At 44.2% G+C, this 16,774-nt stretch carries 17 protein-coding genes; 9 read left to right on the top strand and 8 right to left on the bottom strand.

Going from position 1 to position 16,774, the window contains the following annotated elements:
* Positions 1–97: 97 nt before the first annotated feature.
* On the bottom strand, positions 98–904 hold the full coding sequence (locus tag WJM94_RS16140) for an HAD family hydrolase (RefSeq protein ID WP_444495212.1): 807 nt from the start codon (positions 902–904) through the stop codon (positions 98–100).
* A gap of 188 nt (positions 905–1,092) precedes the next feature.
* Between WJM94_RS16140 and WJM94_RS16135 the strand changes: the two genes are divergently transcribed.
* The 7 genes from WJM94_RS16135 (at position 1,093) to WJM94_RS16105 (ending at position 6,488) form a co-directional block, all read left to right on the top strand.
* Complete coding sequence (locus tag WJM94_RS16135) at positions 1,093–1,674, top strand: LacI family DNA-binding transcriptional regulator (RefSeq protein ID WP_444495211.1); 582 nt, start codon at positions 1,093–1,095, stop codon at positions 1,672–1,674.
* Positions 1,675–1,867: 193 nt separating this feature from the next.
* Complete coding sequence (locus WJM94_RS16130; protein ID WP_444495210.1) at positions 1,868–2,452, top strand: sugar O-acetyltransferase; 585 nt, start codon at positions 1,868–1,870, stop codon at positions 2,450–2,452.
* Positions 2,453–2,647: 195 nt separating this feature from the next.
* Positions 2,648–2,860, top strand: a complete 213-nt coding sequence (locus WJM94_RS16125) for a cold-shock protein (protein ID WP_444495359.1) — start codon at positions 2,648–2,650, stop codon at positions 2,858–2,860.
* Between the two features lie 397 nt (positions 2,861–3,257).
* Positions 3,258–3,380 carry a hypothetical protein gene (locus tag WJM94_RS16120; RefSeq protein ID WP_444495209.1) on the top strand — a complete coding sequence of 41 codons (123 nt, stop codon included), beginning with the start codon at positions 3,258–3,260 and terminating at the stop codon, positions 3,378–3,380.
* A gap of 32 nt (positions 3,381–3,412) precedes the next feature.
* Positions 3,413–3,802: a hypothetical protein gene (locus tag WJM94_RS16115; protein WP_444495358.1), complete on the top strand. Its 390-nt coding sequence runs from the start codon at positions 3,413–3,415 to the stop codon at positions 3,800–3,802.
* Positions 3,803–3,864: 62 nt separating this feature from the next.
* A complete protein-coding gene (locus tag WJM94_RS16110) occupies positions 3,865–5,973 on the top strand; it encodes a protein-disulfide reductase DsbD family protein (RefSeq protein ID WP_444495208.1) in 2,109 nt (702 codons plus the stop codon).
* A complete protein-coding gene (locus WJM94_RS16105) occupies positions 5,973–6,488 on the top strand; it encodes a protein disulfide oxidoreductase (protein WP_444495207.1) in 516 nt (171 codons plus the stop codon). The genes WJM94_RS16110 and WJM94_RS16105 overlap by 1 nt, the downstream gene beginning before the upstream one ends.
* 55 nt (positions 6,489–6,543) lie before the next feature.
* Here the strand turns inward: WJM94_RS16105 and WJM94_RS16100 are convergent, their stop codons facing one another.
* From WJM94_RS16100 to WJM94_RS16090, 3 genes are all read right to left on the bottom strand, one after another.
* Positions 6,544–7,077 carry a hypothetical protein gene (locus WJM94_RS16100; protein ID WP_444495206.1) on the bottom strand — a complete coding sequence of 178 codons (534 nt, stop codon included), beginning with the start codon at positions 7,075–7,077 and terminating at the stop codon, positions 6,544–6,546.
* A gap of 367 nt (positions 7,078–7,444) precedes the next feature.
* On the bottom strand, positions 7,445–8,464 hold the full coding sequence (locus WJM94_RS16095) for a DUF2955 domain-containing protein (RefSeq protein WP_444495205.1): 1,020 nt from the start codon (positions 8,462–8,464) through the stop codon (positions 7,445–7,447).
* Positions 8,465–8,472: 8 nt separating this feature from the next.
* Positions 8,473–9,537 carry an HlyD family secretion protein gene (locus WJM94_RS16090; protein ID WP_444495204.1) on the bottom strand — a complete coding sequence of 355 codons (1,065 nt, stop codon included), beginning with the start codon at positions 9,535–9,537 and terminating at the stop codon, positions 8,473–8,475.
* A gap of 100 nt (positions 9,538–9,637) precedes the next feature.
* Between WJM94_RS16090 and WJM94_RS16085 the strand changes: the two genes are divergently transcribed.
* Together WJM94_RS16085 and WJM94_RS16080 are read left to right on the top strand one after the other, a co-directional pair.
* Entirely contained in the window at positions 9,638–10,498 is an 861-nt protein-coding gene (locus tag WJM94_RS16085) for a LysR family transcriptional regulator (RefSeq protein WP_444495203.1), read from the top strand.
* 127 nt (positions 10,499–10,625) lie between these two features.
* Positions 10,626–11,168, top strand: a complete 543-nt coding sequence (locus WJM94_RS16080; protein ID WP_444495202.1) for an isochorismatase family protein — start codon at positions 10,626–10,628, stop codon at positions 11,166–11,168.
* A gap of 18 nt (positions 11,169–11,186) precedes the next feature.
* Here WJM94_RS16080 and WJM94_RS16075 read toward each other — a convergent pair whose 3' ends face one another.
* The 4 genes from WJM94_RS16075 to WJM94_RS16060 form a co-directional block, all read right to left on the bottom strand.
* Entirely contained in the window at positions 11,187–12,083 is an 897-nt protein-coding gene (locus WJM94_RS16075) for a 1-aminocyclopropane-1-carboxylate deaminase/D-cysteine desulfhydrase (RefSeq protein ID WP_444495201.1), read from the bottom strand.
* 132 nt (positions 12,084–12,215) lie between these two features.
* The gene (locus tag WJM94_RS16070; protein WP_444495200.1) at positions 12,216–13,496 is read right to left on the bottom strand and encodes a sensor histidine kinase; all 1,281 of its coding nucleotides are present in this window, start codon (positions 13,494–13,496) and stop codon (positions 12,216–12,218) included.
* Positions 13,493–14,170 (bottom strand): response regulator transcription factor, encoded by a 678-nt coding sequence (locus tag WJM94_RS16065; protein WP_444495199.1) that lies wholly within the window; start codon positions 14,168–14,170, stop codon positions 13,493–13,495. Before WJM94_RS16065 ends, WJM94_RS16070 begins: the two co-directional genes overlap by 4 nt.
* A 199-nt stretch (positions 14,171–14,369) precedes the next feature.
* Positions 14,370–16,718, bottom strand: coding sequence for a YgiQ family radical SAM protein (locus WJM94_RS16060; protein ID WP_444495198.1), 2,349 nt, complete (start codon positions 16,716–16,718; stop codon positions 14,370–14,372).
* Positions 16,719–16,774: the final 56 nt, after the last annotated feature.

Here is a 16,774-nt window from a genome sequence, read left to right as displayed (position 1 = left end):
CAAACACTCTTTATGTTCATATCTGTTCGTTTATGCTTGTCAAAATTCGAGTGTTTAAGTGGTCACGCCTTTCTTCATGACCACTTAGAGAAACAGATTATGATTTTCTTTGCAGTGCTAAGAACTGCAAAATCGTGTGCATCACGCCATCCTCATCATTTGATCGAGTAATATAGTTTGCCGCTGCTTTAGTCTCTTCAAAAGCGTTACGCATGGCAAAGCTAAAGTGTGCACGTTCCATTAGTTCAATATCATTGAATCCATCACCAAACACCATGGTTTCAGCCTCAGTTGCACCGATAATGGTTTGTAATTTTTCAACGGTTGTACCTTTGTGAACGCCAGCGTTAGCAATATCGATCCATGCGGGTTCAGATACAACGATATAGGCTTGTTCGTCAAAATGAGAAAGCTGAGGACGGATTGTTGGGCACTGTTTATTCTCATCATAAACCGTGATCTTAACGAAGTCAGATGCAATATCTGTATATGAATCTACCAGTTTTACCTCAGCATAAGAGCTTCTCACTAAGGCTCGTAAGTGCTCAGGTGTATCACGCTTGATGGCCGCGAATTCAGGTGTGCACGCAATCACAATATGTGACCCGTCGATAGATTCTAATTGCTGAATAATATCAAGCCCTAACGTATTACCGAGAAGAGATTGATAAATGAACTCTCCTTGATGTTTGATACGCGTAGCACTGTCTCCGAGTATCCAAAAGTCTTTGCTTTGCTCTCCGAATAGTTCTTCAACACGTTCAACTTGCTTGCCAGTGCAAGGGGCGAATTTAACACCATGTTCTTGCATGCGGTTAACGACTTCTTTGAACATTTCCCGGTTGTAGTCGCCCTGACTGTTTAAAAAAGTACCATCCATATCCGTGATAATCAGTTTAATCATTGTTCTTCCCAATAATGTAACCAGCTTTATCTAAATAATAGAACACAAATGAACACGATTATCAATACGTGAACATTTAAATGTTTTTGTGTGTTCAATTGTGTTTGTTTTTGTATATACTCGGTACGAAGTAACAAATAGTGTTGAAGAAAGCGAATGATTACCCAATAGGTAGGGAGGGTTGTGCGATGGTAACGATGCAGGACGTTGCAAATTATGCAGGAGTATCTAAAACAAGTGTATCAAGAGTGGTTAATGGCTTTGCTGTGTCACCTGAAATCAACCGAAAAGTATCAGAAGCGCTCAAGGGGCTAGGATATCGTCCCAATAGACTTGCGAGAGCACTGACAACAAACAGCAACCCAGTGATAGGTGTCATCATTTCAGACCATTTGAATAGAACTGCGCCTATGGCGGAATTTCTTTCGCAGCTTATTGAGGTTACGAGTCAATTAAAGAAACCATTAATCGTGTTGCAAGACAACAATGAATACTTTTCGCGTTTGGAAAGTTTTCAAACACTAGTTGATCAACGATGCGAGGGGATCATTTATTTATCGAATGGTGACAATCCATATCTCGATTCGTCCTTGTTTGAATCGCGTATGTGCGATGGTATTCCAATGGCTGTTGTTCAACCCCCTCGGTCTGGCGTCGATTGCTTTCAAGTGAGTACAATGAACGACAGCACAACCCTGAGTACAATTAGACGCCAATCGTTGGACATCAATGAGAGTATTCATCAGATTATTTCAGTTTTTAATCGTTAAGTAATACCAATCACAGTAAGTAAGTGATCAGAAATAGCGCAGGAAAAATGCCTGAGAACAAGGCAGGATTTTTCGATAAGTAGTTATTCTACAATCAACTTATTTTGAAACGAAAAGTCTAACGCAGTTATCGAGTATTTTAACAAGTTAGAATGACCAGTTATTTACTACGATTGGTATAAGGTAGGGATTTGTGGACGAATTACAAAAAATGCTCTCTGGAGAACGGTACGACCCTAGCGACACTCAATTGAGTTCGATGAGGAATAGGGCAAGAGAGTTACTCTATAAATTTAATCACTCTTCCTATGGCGAAGATGAAAATAAACGAATTCTTTTAAAAGACTTACTCGGTACAACAGGCAACAACGTATCTATTCATCAAAACTTTTTTTGTGATTACGGTTGTAATATCCATGTCGGTGAGAATTTTTTTGCTAACTACAACTGTGTCATTTTGGATTGTGCTGAAGTTCGATTTGGTGATGATTGTATGCTAGGTCCTCAGGTTGGCATTTATACTGCCACTCATCCGCTTGACCCAATCGAGCGAGCCAGTGGTATCGAGTCTGCGAAGGCAATTGTGATTGGCAATAAATGTTGGATTGGAGGAAATGCCACGATAAACCCAGGTGTAACACTGGGAAATAATGTGGTTGTGGCTTCGGGAAGCGTAGTCACAAAAAGCTTTGGAGATAACGTAGTGATTGGTGGGAATCCTGCGAGAGTTCTACGTGAAATTGATTCCAAGACGGCTGATCTGTGCTCATCTACATGATGAGTTTTACTACAACTTCCCAAATTTATTCAGAAATTTTCTTGCCTATTGCCCAAATTTAGCTAATGGTTACATATAGTTTTATTTAGACTTAATCAATTGGCTTAATTTTGAGTCAACATTAAGTCTTAAAACAAAGCGACTCTTGTAATGGTGATAGCAAGGTACGTCATTCATAGTTCACCAAATATGAAGATTGAGAATATGAGTACAGGAATAGTTAAGTGGTTCAATGGAGATAAAGGGTTTGGATTCATTACACCGGATGATGGGAGTAAAGATTTATTCGTTCATCACTCGGAAATTAAAATGAGTGGTTATAAATCGCTGAGTGATGGTCAGAAAGTAGAATTTGAAGTAGGGCAAGGTCAAAAAGGTCCATGTGCGACTAATGTGAAGCCTATATAAACAAAACGATGCTACGTAACTCGTTGAGCAAGCAGGCTCACTAAAGTTCGCTTTGAGTCTGCTTTATCCGACACCCTTTACAACTTTTCTTTTGCCTTCCTCCGCTACATCGCGTGACCAAAGATAATCCGTAAATGTTCAATTAGCGGAATCAATGACTCACTTTTGCTCATTTGTGAGTGGAGATTCTCGTCGATGCTCTATGGCCCATCGTTAAATATTCGGTTGATAGTTAATATTAGATTGAAGGATTCAAAGCCCTCACGAAAGCGGGTCACGAGAAAGGCTATATCGATTATCCGGCCTATCATGAATAATCAAAGACTGAGTAACTTTTGCATTCTTTAGCTTAATGAACGCAGCTGAAACCAGCGGCATTTTTGTATTCAGAGCTACCATGAAAAGCGGAACCCTGTTTATTTGGTCAGTGATGATGACGCTGAAAGGGATTTCCACACTATTGTGTGAGCACCAAGTGGTTATCCGGTTTGGCTTGAGCTTTATTGCGACTCGCGTATGATTTTCAGCGCATCAACTTTCATTCTACTTTTTATGAGCTTATCGGTTTCCCGTCATAACGCGCCACAAAAACAGGCGAAATGGTTACTGGCTTTAATTGGCTGGGTGCTTGTCGTGTGCCTGATGCAAAACTCTGGCTTTGTAGCGTCATGTTCGGTGAAAGGTGAGCCGACTGCTACTTCGGTGTTAGCCGGGGAGAAGATTCATGACGTTAAAGCAAAAGGCGTAAGTAAATGCGAGCTGTCTGAGAAACTTATTCAGTTTTCCAAACATCACCTAGAGCTGTTTATTGTCATTTTGTTTGTCAGCGTCACGCTGGTGGCAGTATGTCGACGTGGTGTTTTCGCTCAGTTAAGACAATGGACGGAGCCGATCCCCAACAAACATCGAGTCCACCTTACTTTTTGTGTATTCCGCGAATGACAAGTGACGACTGGCCCAAGTGGTCAGCAAACGTCTACACTTGTTATTAATCAGGAATCACTATGAATTACATGACTAAAATAATTCAATCGGCATCCATGTTCATCATGATGTTGCTACCGTTCTTATTTTCTCTAAAACTTTCAGCTCAGACGCCAGATACGGGCTGGATGACGAATCCTCATCACCCTCCAGTTCAGACCCGTTTCGTACTCACTGGCCTTCAAGATTTTCAAGCCAAAACAGTCACCGGCTATCTGGATGTAAAGCTATCAGGAGATTGGAAAACTTACTGGCGCTCGCCGGGTGAAGGTGGGATTGCGCCATCTATTGATTGGAAAGAGTCGAAAAATTTGAATAAAGTGGATTGGCTTTGGCCATACCCGAAAAAGTTTGAACTGTTGGGTATTGAGACGCAAGGTTATAAGGGAGACACTCTATTTCCGATGACGCTGCACATCGAAGATATGTCCAACCCCGTCACTATTGATGCAGTATTAACTTTGTCTTCCTGCACCACCATTTGTGTACTGACCGATTATCCGATTCAACTGACTTTCATGCCTTCAGATTTGCAAATCGATGAAGACGTGATGTTCAGTTATGCACAAGCCGTAAGTAATGTTCCTCAACCTTCGCCATTTATAGACGTTTCTCAGGCAAGTTGGGATGCCAACCAATCGAAACTGCAAATTAAACTCACAAACTCCCAAGGTTGGAATCATCCGCAGGTGCTGGTGGATGGCGTCGAGGAATCAACTCGTGATTACAGTTTTAAGTTAGAGGGAACGTATCAGGAAGGCGATACGCTGACGGCCAACTATCAAGTGAATACTTGGCTGGGAGAGGTGAACCTTAGTAATCAGGAGCTCTTGGTCAGTATCAAAGATGACAACTTACTGGCAGAAGAGACCACTCGGGCAAAAGCAGAAGTGATCGTGGGTTCCCTGCCGAATACGTCTTTAACAAGCGTGTTTGTTTTTGCCCTGTTAGGCGGTTTAATTCTTAACATCATGCCTTGTGTTTTGCCCGTATTGGGGATGAAGCTAAGTAGCATTGTTGCGGTTCGAGGCGTCGAACGTCGTCAAATTCGTGCCCAGTTTATGGCATCTTCGCTCGGCATTCTTACTTCGTTCTGGATTCTGGCTGGCTTTATTGTAGCGCTTAAAATTACCGGCAATGCAATAGGCTGGGGTGTGCAGTTCCAAAGTCCCTGGTTCTTAGCGTTAATGGTTCTCGTGACAGGGATATTTGGTGCCAATATGCTCGGGCTGTTTGAAGTTCGACTTTCACCGGGGACTAACACTTGGCTGGCTTCAAAAGGGAATAACTCTCTTGTTGGGCACTACATTCAAGGTATGTTCGCGACTTTACTTGCGACACCGTGTTCCGCGCCATTCTTGGGGACTGCAGTTGCCTTTGCACTCGGTGCTGATGTGTTAACGCTGTTTGCGGTCTTTACCGCGTTGGCGATAGGCATGGCATTGCCTTGGATCTTGGTTGCCACCTTCCCGAGAATTGCCCTTAGCTTACCAAAGCCAGGGAAGTGGATGAATGTGGTCAAGGGTGCGTTTGGCGTGATGATGCTTGCAACCAGCATTTGGCTACTGTCATTGATGGCTAATCACTTGCCGCTGTTCTGGGTCATCCTAATTGGCTTGGCCGCATTCATTTTTATCATGACACGTGTCAAAAGGGTTTATGGAGAAAGAATGCTGGCGGTAACGGGGGCCGTTTCCATCTTTTTGATTGCTGGTGGATTACTTCTCGGCAGTGTGACAGCCAGTCATTGGGCGACGCCGCTTCCACAGGATCTTAAATGGCAGAAGCTGTCGAACACGGAGATTGATTCTCAGGTTGCAATCGGCAGGGTCGTATTTGTGGATGTCACGGCTGACTGGTGCGTCACCTGTAAAGCCAACAAGATAGGGGTGGTTTGGCAAGAGCCGGTCTATTCGTTGTTGCAAAGTCCAAACATCGCAACATTAAAAGGAGATTGGACTCACCCTGAAAGCTCTGTGACGGATTTCCTGCGTCTACATGGACGTTACGGTGTCCCTTTTAACATTGTCTATGGACCTGCTGCACCAAAGGGTATCCCACTACCTGTGATTCTAACTGAAGATGTGGTCGTTAAAGCGATTAAACAAGCGAGTGGGGTAAGCATGTAATGACTTCTGTGAAAAATCGTAAGTCATGGAAATATTGGCTTAGCCAACTTGTACAAATCATACTTATCGTCACTGTCGTTTCAGTGGCAATGGATTGGTATCGCACCAAAGATATTCCTGAGCAAGAGCCGCCCGCATTAAGGGCTTTAATGAATAATGGACAATATGTTGACGTGATTGAAAAAAGCCATGAAGCACCAGTCGTTGTCTATTTTTGGGCGACATGGTGTCCGGCATGTAAATTCGTCAGTCCAAGTGTGAGTTGGTTAAGCGATTATTACACGGTAGTTGGTGTTTCCGCTTCTTCCGGAAATAATGAACGTGTTGAACAATTTATGCGTTATAAAGATTATCGATTTGAAAATATCAACGATCCTAAAAGCCACATTATGCAGAGATGGAAAGTAGCCGTAACACCTACCATTTATGTATTAAAAAATGGCGAGATAATGTCTATTACAACTGGCGTAACGACGCCGATAGGAATATTAGCGAGAATTTGGTTAGCCAGTTAATTATTTCAAAGAAACCCGATATTCCAATTTTGAAATATCGGGTTTAAATAAAGATTTACGGTCTGGCTCCGACTGGAATCATGATATGGGCATATGGTGTACCTTTCCACATCACGTAAGGACCACCATATTCCGGGTCGGTTGGTAATGAATCGAGTAACGCTTGATCAGGGGTAATTATCATCAAGTGTGGGCCTTCGACTATCCACTGATTATCATCGGTTTTACCTTCGGCATAAGGGTCGGTATTACTTGCTCCGCCATCACCCGCTAACATATAAGAAATACCCAATGCTTTAGCCTGGAAAGGCTTCTTATTCATCCAGGCATCAGCCCATTCCATCCAAGGACCATCCATACACATAGGTGCGACGCCCTCTAACTGAGGTGGGGTTGGGAAGCAGGTATATTGACTGGATCCTTCTTGAAGAACATTTTTGTTCCAGTCCATCACCGTCACTTTGTCGCGAATTGTTGGAGGAGCCGCGCTCAGCGCATCTTCCAATAGAGCTTGTGAATCATCTGCTGCGAATACACTAAAAGCACAGCTTACCGAAATAAGAGTTGATAAATAAAGAGCTGACTTCATAAATTTTGCCTCAAGTTAATACAACATGAGAATTAGAGTGACTTAATTATAGATTAATATCATAAATGGGTAATTTATTTTATGGAACTTTTATAAGTGATAAGTTCATTGTGATAATTTAAATATTGGTCATATATACATATGAAACATTAGTTGGATAATTTAACTTATTAAATCATTTTGATTTTTAACTAATTTTATTCATGCTGAATTAATTGTATTTTACAATTATCAGCTCATTTCCAAGTGTTATCTTGTTAATGATCATTGAGTGAAACAGGCGATTTTCCCACCTATCAGCGCTAAGCCACAAGACTACGCTGATAGGTGGTTGGGTATCTAGATACCAAATTTCGTTTGTTTCACACTACTCAGCGTTAGCTTGGCGCATTTCTGGATGCTTCAATAGCATCACTCGAATCCAGTGATGGACGACCCAAATCACCATCGCTGTGAACAATACGGCTACAAAGATTGAGCTGAAACGATACAGGATGGAGAAAAAGGCGTCTTTTTGCTCAGGAACTAAAGAGGTCGTTAATGGCACCGATAGCGCTGACATCGCAGAAAAGGCAATCGCTGATTTAATTTGTCCCTTAGTTAACCAAAGACAGAATGGTCCCATCGCAATGGTAAAAGCCAGCCAGAAAAGTAATCCATGGCCATACCAACTGCCTAGTATCAACTGCACAGTCATACCACCGATGCAGCCTAATGCTGTGCCTATAATGCGGATCTTCGCCATACCCAGTGAACCGGCTAGTGTCATCGGTGTCAGGATGATCAAGATTGACGCTTGTGCGGAGAGAGAATCATACAAGTCAGCCACTTGGAACATGATAAATGCAGCCATCGCTACCACCCAACCCATAGCAACTTGGCTGATATAATCGATATCTCTTTTAACTGGTGTTGCTATTTCTATTTGCTCGACAGGAGATTTAGGCTCTGGAAACAACCAATAGGCTAATGCACAAACAAAAATATTGCAGAATGTAATCACCCATATGTTGACGTTGAACTCTTCAATATCCATAAAATCGTAGCTTGCGAAGTTCAACACAATGGAACCAATCAATAACCCCATATAACCAAACAGAAAGGTTTTTGGGTTCATCATCGCAATGCATTTAAACAGCATCATGATTCCGACAGCGACAATCATGAGCGTGGGATGAAATTGTAAGTACTCCAGTAAGAAAGTGGCCTGCAGAGTTGTCCATACTGCGGAGAAAAATACCATCAGCAAAGACGGAAGGTTAAAACGGTCGATTCTTCCCAAAATAAACAAGGGCACCATGATGGCAAAGAATCCGTATGACCAATTAAACAGCATACTCAAAGCAAGACCTAAAGAGCAGCCGAACCAAATTCGTAAGACTTTCATGTCGCTGCCTAGTAGATGAAGTGGAACCAACTCGCGATGTGAATCTGTACCTTCGCCATTAACTGCCAGAAAAGGTTGTTGTCAGGATATAAAACGATGGTTGCGCGCGAGCCGACAAAAAGCGCGGATGGCAACTGTTCGTCACTGGTCAGGTTAACGCGCGTGCGCTGTGCATCTCGAACCCAGCGGTTGTTTACTTCTACTTTGGTTAATGCACCATTTGGTGTTTGCTGCGCTGCGGCTACGCCGTAATCTCGGCTAGACAGTTCAAAACCGTAAACCGTCCCTGGGTTTGCATCGAATGTCACTAAGGCGTGATAGGTTTTATCAACGTTAGCGACCGACTTTTCACGGAAGTCTGCTGCGACCCACATAGAACCAGTCGGGACGAACGTCAGTAATGGCATATTGCTGTTCGCCATGGTGCCGACTTCCAGCTGCAAGTTGGTTACCACACCATCACTTGGCGCAAGTACTTCAGTATTGGTCAAATCTAACATCGCTTTATCGATGCCATTTTGAGCGATACGCACCGCAGAGCTCTGGCCTTTTTTCTCACCTAGTTGTGCTTCAATGACTTTCAGGTTCTGGTTCTCAGCTTTAAGTGCCGCGCTAGATACCTGATCTTGAGCGTAGGCATCGTCGAGTGCCGACTGAGAAATCACTTTCTTGCTCGATAGCTTTTGCAGGCGAACGTATTCGCGATGCGCATTGTCAAACGTGGCTTGTGCTCTTGCAATGTTAGCGAGCGCTGCTTCTCGTTGAGAATAAAGGGTCGCTTCTTTTTCGTTCGCGGATTGCAGTGACAGCTTAGCTTGCTGAAGGGCTATTTTGTATTTTCGATCGTCAATCTTAAACAGAACATCCCCTTTATGGACCGCTTGGTTATTGGTAATAAGAACGTCAGTGACTTTACCGGAAACCTCTGGCGAGACCTGCACAACATACCCTTGAACTCGGCCTTCGGTGGTTAAAGGTGCATGACGGTCGGCAATGACGATATATAGAAATAGCACTATAAACAGGACAATTAATGTTCGCATCCAGTGTTTGAATTGTTGGTCAGCTGTCATTTTAAGTTTTTGTTAATTGATTAAAAGAAACGATTATAGATAACTAGCGGACAATTAAGTAGAATGATAATACAAACATGAATGACCTATAAATAGGACAATGAACGTTAGCTTTGATGATATATATTTGTTCACCCAGACTGTTGTTCATGGTGGGATCAGTGCAGCGGCTGAGGCGAATCAATTGCAACGCTCCAAGGTGAGCCGTAGATTACAGGAACTGGAAAAAGCCTTGGGTGTTCAATTGCTTATCCGTACGACACGTAGCATTGAGCTAACAGCGCACGGTAAACGCTTATTTGAGTTGGTGGGACAATCTGTAGACCATATTCAACAAAGCCTTAGTGCTATGCATGAATACCAACAGGAACTTTCAGGTAAAGTTCGATTGGCCATCCCATCAGCCTTGATGAGTTCTGCGGCATTTGGCTCAATTATTTCCGAATATACTCAGCGTTATCCGGATATATCGGTGGAGATAGAGAATCACCAAGAGAGCGTTGATCTAAAGCGTCAGTCTTTTGATCTTCAGCTTTTACCGAGCGTGGTTAAAGTGACCGACGATAGCTACGTACAATTCAGTCTTCTGCCGTATACCAGCAACTTTGTCGCGTCAAAAGTTTATCTTGAATCCCACCCGGTCGTGGCGTCCATCGAGGATCTGAAGCATCATCGCTTACTTACCAACCGTTATAACGCGGACTTGCTTGATTCCACCTTACACGTTGCATTGAAGTCTGATGACCTCAATCTTCTACGTTCAATGGCGATCGCGGGTAATGGAATTGCCTTTATACCTCAAACTCATTCGAAACCAGCGTTACAAGACGGCTTGCTAGTTGAAGTGTTACCAGAAGTGGCTCACCCTACGCAGCATCTGACACTTATTTATCCCTCATCTCTGTTTTTGCCAAACAAAGTTATCGCGCTGATAGAATTGATCAGAGAGAAATTCAAATGAGTTGTGATTAATAGTGTGAGCGAACTTTAGCTTTGCATCTCGGACACTCCAATCAAAGCGAGTATTGAGCCATTATCGATACTCATCAAGTTTCACTTGAGAACGAACGCCGAGTAAAGGAGATAGGATGTTATCGAAAGCCAATACGGGTTTGATCGTCGTCGATGTGCAGGGCAAACTCGCGACATTAATGCATGAAAGTGACACGCTCATTGACAATATCACTAAGCTGGTCAAAGGTGCGAAAGCGTTGAATTTACCTGTTCTGTGGTTGGAACAAAACCCAGAGAGACTAGGTTCGACGTCCGATCCTATCCGACAAGCGTTGGAGAAAGATACTTTGCCAATTACCAAATACACATTTGATGGTTGTAAAGAGGAAAGGTTTAAACTGGCGGTAGAAAACGCGAAAGTCGACACTTGGTTAGTCTGTGGAATCGAGACACATATCTGCGTTTACCAAACCGCACTCTCTTTGCGCCAATTGGAGTATCGAGTTGAGCTGGTGACCGACTGCGTCTCTTCTCGCACCGCTGCGAACAAAGCGCTCGCTTTAGCTAAATTAACGGCGAATGGTGTGCTTCTGACAGGTTTGGAAATGTGCTTGTACGAAATGGTAGAAGACTGCCGAGCACCAGAATTTAAGGATATTCTGGCGCTGATTAAATAGCTCCCACTTATAGCCGCGTTAGTCAAACTCTCGCTGATATCTTGGCAACATCGATTCGTTGCCAAGTAACCCACCTTGATGGATATAGATCAGCGTCTTATCTTGATTCTCTTGTAACCAAGGTGCTAAACACTGCCACATGTACGGGTCGTATAAGAGATCAAATTCCTGATCTGTTTGCGCGTGCAAGGTCTTCCAGGTCTCATAATCTTCTTGATAAAGACGTCCGAAATGGTGCTTATCACGCACTGACAAAATCGTAGGATGACTTGACTCTTCAAGTATATTGAACTGCTCAATTAAGTAGTTTCTGTCTCCTACACAGGGACAGGTCAGCACTTCAATTCCATGTGGACTTAAATGTTTGTGCAGATACAACGCTGTTGTACCAGTGCCTGAAGGGAGGGCAACAGTGAACTGCTTTTTAGCACTAAAACGAGTCCAGTCAAGAATCTCCCGCGCGAGTTGTTTTACTCCACCTTCCGCGATCTGAGTTCTCCCGCCTTCGGGAATAAAAAGCGTCGTGTTGTCCAAACCTCGGACATCAGTGATGTATTGACTAGGGTGAAGGTTGCTGCCGACATCCTGCATTGCGGTTATTTGCATGCCCAAATCAACTGCGCCTCGATAGTTACCTATTGGCGTGCTTTTTAGCCATGAAGGGATGTGATTGACATAAAACTCGAATGCCCAACCTTTAATTTGCGCGAGTGCAGCCAGAGAGTACATGGCATTGGACTGAACCGAACCATAACTGACAAGCGTCGTAATGTCCGGGTTTTGTTCTTCAAGAAGCATCGTGAATTTACGTGCTTTGTTCCCGGAAAAGTGGGAGTGAAGCAAGTCATCTCGCTTTAGAAAGAATTTGTGACCATTAAAGCTGTGTTGAGTGATTGGGCTTTCTGAGAGTTTCATGCTGATTGTGACAAAGTAAACCGTGTCACCTTGGTCATTAAAAAGGTGGCACAGTTTACCGTCTTAGTATGGAGAACAAAAGTAGGGGGAAGTAAAAGAACCTTGTTTATATAGGGTTTCTATAAGGTTACTTTAATCATCGGTATTTTCGGTTGCTAAATTGATGATGGCCTCACATCCCCCAGAAGGATGTGTGTCTATCGTAAATTGCCAGCCATAGCGTCGACATAAGTCATCTACGATCATTAGCCCTAAGCCGTGACCGTCAGAATCTGGGACCGAAGAAAAACCTTCCCCTTCATCCCGCACCGACAAACAAGAATCGGTCATCTCAATGTGGATTTTGCCTTTTGACGTTGCGGCAATGCTATTACGAATCAGATTACTCAGAACGATATTAAGTACGGCGGTGGTCGCTTTCGTAAGGGGATTACCTGAAACCTTCACATCAAATTCAAGAGACTTTTCGTCTGCTTGCGCCTGGCTGAGAGAAACGATGTGGTTTAACTCTTGATCAGATATTTTACGTTCAGGGCTATCATCCGAATTTCGCTCATAGCGGACTAATCCAAGCAGCGCATCAACCATTGTCGACATTTGCTGTGTGGCATCCTGAATACGGCTGATCTGACGTTCTTGAAACGGCGTACTAGAGTTTCGGGCTAATAAGCTACTGGAGCCTTTCATCACCGTTAAAGGTGTTCTGAGCTCATGACTGGCGTAGCGCGCAAATGCTTGCTCTCGCTTAATGACCTGATTGATTTCGTTGCGATACTCATTGAGCTGTGCGGCAAGCGTTTCGAACTCTTTAGCTGAACCCGGTGGGACAACGAACTTCTTCGTTGTGTCACCTTGGTGCTCATCAAGTTGCGCTTTCAATGTGTTGATTGGTTCGATCAAGCTCTGTGATAACCGAAGTAGTAAATTGCCAAAGAGGAATATCAGTGCGAGAACGACCGCAAGTACAAGTCCTATCACATAGAAAAACTCGCTCCACGTGATTTCGATTTCGTTGATTAGCGAAATCAGAATGATAGGATACTCCACACCATTGTGCGTATAGTTGCTCATGTAAATCATGCGAGTGTATGGCTCTTCGCCAATTTCACCCAAAAAATACTGCTTATCTTGCAAGTACGGACGGTAAAACTCGGGGATCAGGTTAATGTCATTATATGCCGTTGTCAGAAGATCCAGCTTTACAACACCTTCAGCAGGAGAGCTTTTAAAGAACTCAATGGCTTCTTTTTTGTCGATCATAATTCGACGCTCACCGACACGATCTTCTGACCATAACAATGAGCCGCTAACGAGAGCAAAGCAGAGCAGGCCAATCACGACGGACACCAACAAGAAAAAAAGCTCAAGGCGACCAGTCATACTTTTAGTATTACCCAGTAAGCGATGAATCATGCCCCCGGCTCCAAACGGAAACCGACTTTAGGAATGGTTTTGAGCAGGTGTTCTTGAAACGGTTTGTCCAGTTGTCCTCGAAGCTGATAGATGTGACTTCGAAGCACGTCGTTGTTTGGCTCGTTTTCTTGCCATAACCGATACGCAATGTCTTCTCTGGTCACTATCTCTGGTGCACTTTGCACTAGCATTTCAAGAATCGTGTAGGTGGTGGGATTCAGAGCCAATAGTCTGTCCTGACGATAAGCCTGATGTGTTTTTTGGTCGATGGTGACTTCGCCATATTTGAGCTTGCTAGACGCGACCGTACCGCGATAACGTTTGATCAGGGCAGTCATACGCGCTTCGAGAATATCGAGGTCAAACGGTTTGGTCAGATAGTCGTCTGCACCGTGGGCAAATCCTTTCAACATGTCGTCACGGCTATCGAGTGCGGTTAGCATTAATACCGGAGTATTGTTTCCTGCGTCCCTTAACTTGTTACACAGAGTTAAACCATCCATACGCGGCAACATCAAATCGAGTAAAATAATGTCGAAAGAGTTATCCAGAGCAAGCTTGAGGCCCAGCTCACCGTTGTCAGCGTAATCAAGCTGCATTCCGGCGCACTCGAAATAATCGAACAACATTCCCGCTATTTCTCGATTATCTTCCACTAAAAGTACACGTTTCATTAATTCTTATCCAATCTCGGCAAGTTCGAAGGTTGCCCTTAAACAACATTATTCACTTTAAGTGTGAAAAAGTTGTCAATGTTAACCGAAGGAGTTTGTCGTTTCGCAAGTATAAGTCACTGATTGAAAGCGTAACACGCAAAACAAAAGGGCTCCAGAATTGCTTCTGGAGCCCTTTAATAACTTTAGCCGTTATCGATTATCCGCGTTTAGGTTTACGCTGACCAGCTGGTTTGCCCTGAACTTGTGGGCGACCTGCACCTTGAGGCTTGCCACCATTTGGACGGTTTGAGTTCGAACCGTTTGCACGCTGGCCGCTGCTATTACCAGTATTACCACGACCTTGACCACCTTGTGTTTTACCCGAACCGTTACGGTTTCCTGAAGGTTTTCCGTCGCGAGAACCGCCTTCAGAGCGTTTCTCAAGATGTCCACCAAAACCAGGTTGGTTCTTGGTATGTTTAGTCGCAAAGCGGTTCGCCCCATGGCGGCCTGATTTTCGGCGCTGAGCCGGTGTTTGTGTATCGACATCTTCAGCCGGAACCAAACAGGTTGGTTTATCTCCGATCAGATGCTTTTTGCCCATATTGATTAACGCTTCACGGATCATCGGCCAGTTAGCCGGATCATGGTAACGCAGCAGTGCTTTATGCAGGCGACGCTGGCGTTCACCTTTAGCGACAGGAACATCTTCACGCTGCTTGTATTTCACTCGTTTCAGAGGGTTAGTCTCTGAATAGTACATCGAGGTCGCGTTACACATCGGTGATGGATAGAAGTTCTGAACCTGATCACACTCGAAGTCGTTCTTCTTCAGCCAAAGTGCAAGATTCAGCATGTCTTCATCTTCAGTGCCCGGGTGAGCAGAAATAAAGTAAGGAATCAGATACTGTTTCTTACCCGCTTCTGCACTGTACTTCTCGAACATCTCTTTAAAGCGATCGTACGTGCCCATACCTGGCTTCATCATCAGATCCAGTGGGCCTTTCTCGGTGTGCTCAGGTGCAATCTTCAAGTAACCACCAACGTGGTGAGTAACCAGCTCTTTCACGTATTCCGGTGATTCAATCGCGAGATCGTAACGTACGCCCGAAGCCACCATTACCTTTTTCACGCCTTCCACTTTGCGTGCTTCACGGTATAGGTCGATGGTGTGTTTGTGGTCAGTGTTCAGCTTGTGACAGATACCCGGGAACACACAAGACGGACGACGACAGTTCGCTTCTGCTTTTGGATCTTTACATCCTAGGCGGTACATGTTCGCAGTTGGACCACCAAGATCGGAGATTGTGCCAGTAAAGCCCGGAACTTTGTCTCGTATTTCTTCTATTTCGTTGATGATCGACTCTTTCGAACGGTTTTGAATGATTCTGCCTTCATGCTCGGTAATTGAACAGAAAGAACAGCCACCAAAACAGCCGCGCATGATATTAACCGAGGTTTTAATCATCTCATACGCAGGGATCTTCGCTTTACCATACATCGGGTGAGGAACTCGCGCATAAGGTAAACCAAAGACAAAATCCATCTCTTCAGTTGCCAGTGGAATCGGAGCCTGGTTGACCCAAAGTTCACGGTCACCATGGCGCTGAATCAGTGCACGCCCAGAATATGGGTTGGTTTCTAAGTGCATTACGCGGCTTGCATGCGCATACAGAATACGGTCGTTGTTCAGCTTTTCGAATGGAGGCAGACGTACCGCTGTGGTCGCTGCGTCATGACGAGAAGGACGAATCGTAATAGGCTGAGCTGATGCAGGCTCATCTTTCTTGGTTTCACACTGCGTTTCTACCTCATAAGGGTTCTTAGGTACGAAGGCTTCTTTACGAGGCTTTTCAATACGAGAAGAATCGATAATCGTGTAGTTTTCTGGCTCTGCTGGCAGGTTCACCGCAGTACCACGAATATTAGTCATGGTCGAAATGTCTTCGCCATCAGCTAAGCGGTGTGCTACTTCAACCAGAGCACGTTCTGCGTTACCAAACAGCAGAATGTCTGCTTTAGCATCAAACAGTACGGAACGACGAACTTTATCAGACCAGTAGTCGTAGTGAGCAACACGACGTAAGCTGGCTTCAATACCACCCAGTACGACAGGCACTTCTTTGTAGGCTTCACGACAACGCTGAGAGTAAACCAGTGTGGCGCGGTCAGGTCGCTTGCCACCTTCATTATTTGGTGTGTACGCGTCATCGTGACGGAGTTTTTTATCCGCAGTGTAACGGTTGATCATGGAGTCCATGTTACCTGCAGTGATCCCGAAGAACAGATTTGGCTTACCAAGCTGCATGAAGGCATCTTTGTTCTGCCATTCTGGTTGAGCAATGATACCTACTCGGAAACCTTGTGCTTCCAGCAGACGGCCAATGATAGCCATACCAAAACTCGGGTGATCCACATAGGCATCACCTGTAACAATGATAATGTCACAGCTATCCCATCCTAGGGCGTCCATTTCTTTGCGGCTGGTCGGCAAGAAAGGTGCCGTACCAAAACACTCGGCCCAGTATTTTTTGTACTCATGAATAGGAGTGATGTTATTGGTCATATTTTGCTCTCTGTTCCAGGGAGCGCGAATTATAGCGATTTGAGGATCAGGTATCT

The organism is Vibrio sp. YIC-376, from assembly GCF_052353105.1.
Lineage (GTDB): Bacteria > Pseudomonadota > Gammaproteobacteria > Enterobacterales > Vibrionaceae > Vibrio.
Note: the sequence above shows the minus strand (reverse complement) of the source record. Positions and strands in the feature narration are given on the sequence as shown.